Genomic DNA, 792 nt, shown 5'->3' with positions numbered 1-792 from the left:
AACGGGCGAGCTCTCGGGCCGCCGCGTCCAGCTGGTCCGCGGGTACGATCTCGCAGATGCCTCCGTAGGGCAGCAGCTCTTCCGCGGGCACCAGGTCGCCCTGCAGATGGAGCCGGCGGACGACACCCTGAGGTACCAGCCGCGACAGATGCTTGGCGCCCCCCATCACGCCGACGTTCACTTCGGGAAGAGCGAACCGAGCCCCTTCCGCCGCGACGACGAAGTCGCAGGACGCCGCGATGGCGAGGCCGGTGCCCACCACGACACCGTGCACCGCAGCGATCACCGGCACAGGGCAGTCGTAGATGGCCCAGAACGCCCCGCGCACCAGCCGCATCCGCTCGCCGGCGTTCTCGGGGGTCATCGTCTGGAACTCGGCGAGGTCGTTACCGCCGCAGAAGTGCTTGCCCCTGCCACCGAGCACGATCACCCGAGCGTCCGGCAAGTGGGTTTCGACGCCGTCGAAGAACCGCTTGATCTCCAGGTACATCGTCCCGTTCACCGCGTTCACGGGGGGTCTGTCGAGCCAGACCGACCCGATCGTGCCCTCGGCGGCGAAGTCGATGAACTCAAACTTCTGCACGCCGACCTCCTTCGTCAAGTCGTTCATCGCTCATCTCATCCAGGTCGCAGGCAGGCGCGTCGGTCCAGATCGTATCCGCCGTTGCGGAGGCGTTGTCAACGCCTACTAACCCGTCAGTCATATTCCGTCAGCGGGTGGGCGGATGGAGCAGCTGCCTGGGCCCGACCGAGCTGTAACGGCCTCGGAGGCAAGGCCGTGCCGCTGACAAG

Annotated in this window: 1 protein-coding gene; it reads right to left on the bottom strand. The window is 66.9% G+C overall.

The genetic code is table 11. The features are described from left to right. A partial coding sequence (locus PKE99_RS38030; RefSeq protein WP_271215097.1) for an enoyl-CoA hydratase/isomerase family protein occupies positions 1-610 on the bottom strand: 610 nt, incomplete at its 3' end. Positions 611-792: the final 182 nt, after the last annotated feature.

The organism is Pseudonocardia halophobica, from assembly GCF_027922425.1.
In the GTDB taxonomy this organism is placed as follows: domain Bacteria; phylum Actinomycetota; class Actinomycetes; order Mycobacteriales; family Pseudonocardiaceae; genus Pseudonocardia; species Pseudonocardia halophobica.
The sequence above is the reverse complement of the archived record's forward strand: the minus strand, read 5'-3'. Positions and strand labels throughout refer to the sequence as shown.